1 protein-coding gene is annotated in these 248 nt (G+C 34.3%); it reads right to left on the bottom strand.

From position 1 onward, the window contains the following. Positions 1 to 175, bottom strand: a 175-nt coding sequence (locus QP119_RS11930) for a GRP family sugar transporter (RefSeq protein ID WP_423777812.1), incomplete at its 3' end; no start/stop codon positions are given. Between the last annotated feature and the right edge of the window lie 73 nt (positions 176 to 248).

The following is a 248-nucleotide window of genomic DNA, read 5'->3' as shown; positions in this document are numbered from 1 at the left end:
ATAGTGACCAACTCATTGCTGGATGCATAATTGCCATTACAACTGCACCAAAAATAAATGAAGCCGCAACTGTACCCACAATTTGATTATAAACTGTACTATTTTTCACACTAGCAATAACTAAGGGCATCAGTCCCCAGCCAATTGCTGGTAAAAACAAATAAACATATTTCATAATTTTGTATCTCTCCCTAAACTTTTAAACAATTTATTCTATCAGGGATTAATACTGTCTGGCAAGAGTCAAT

The organism is Corynebacterium frankenforstense (genome assembly GCF_030211955.1).
Taxonomy (GTDB): Bacteria; Actinomycetota; Actinomycetes; order Mycobacteriales; family Mycobacteriaceae; genus Corynebacterium; species Corynebacterium frankenforstense_A.
Note: the sequence above shows the minus strand (reverse complement) of the source record. Positions and strands in the feature narration are given on the sequence as shown.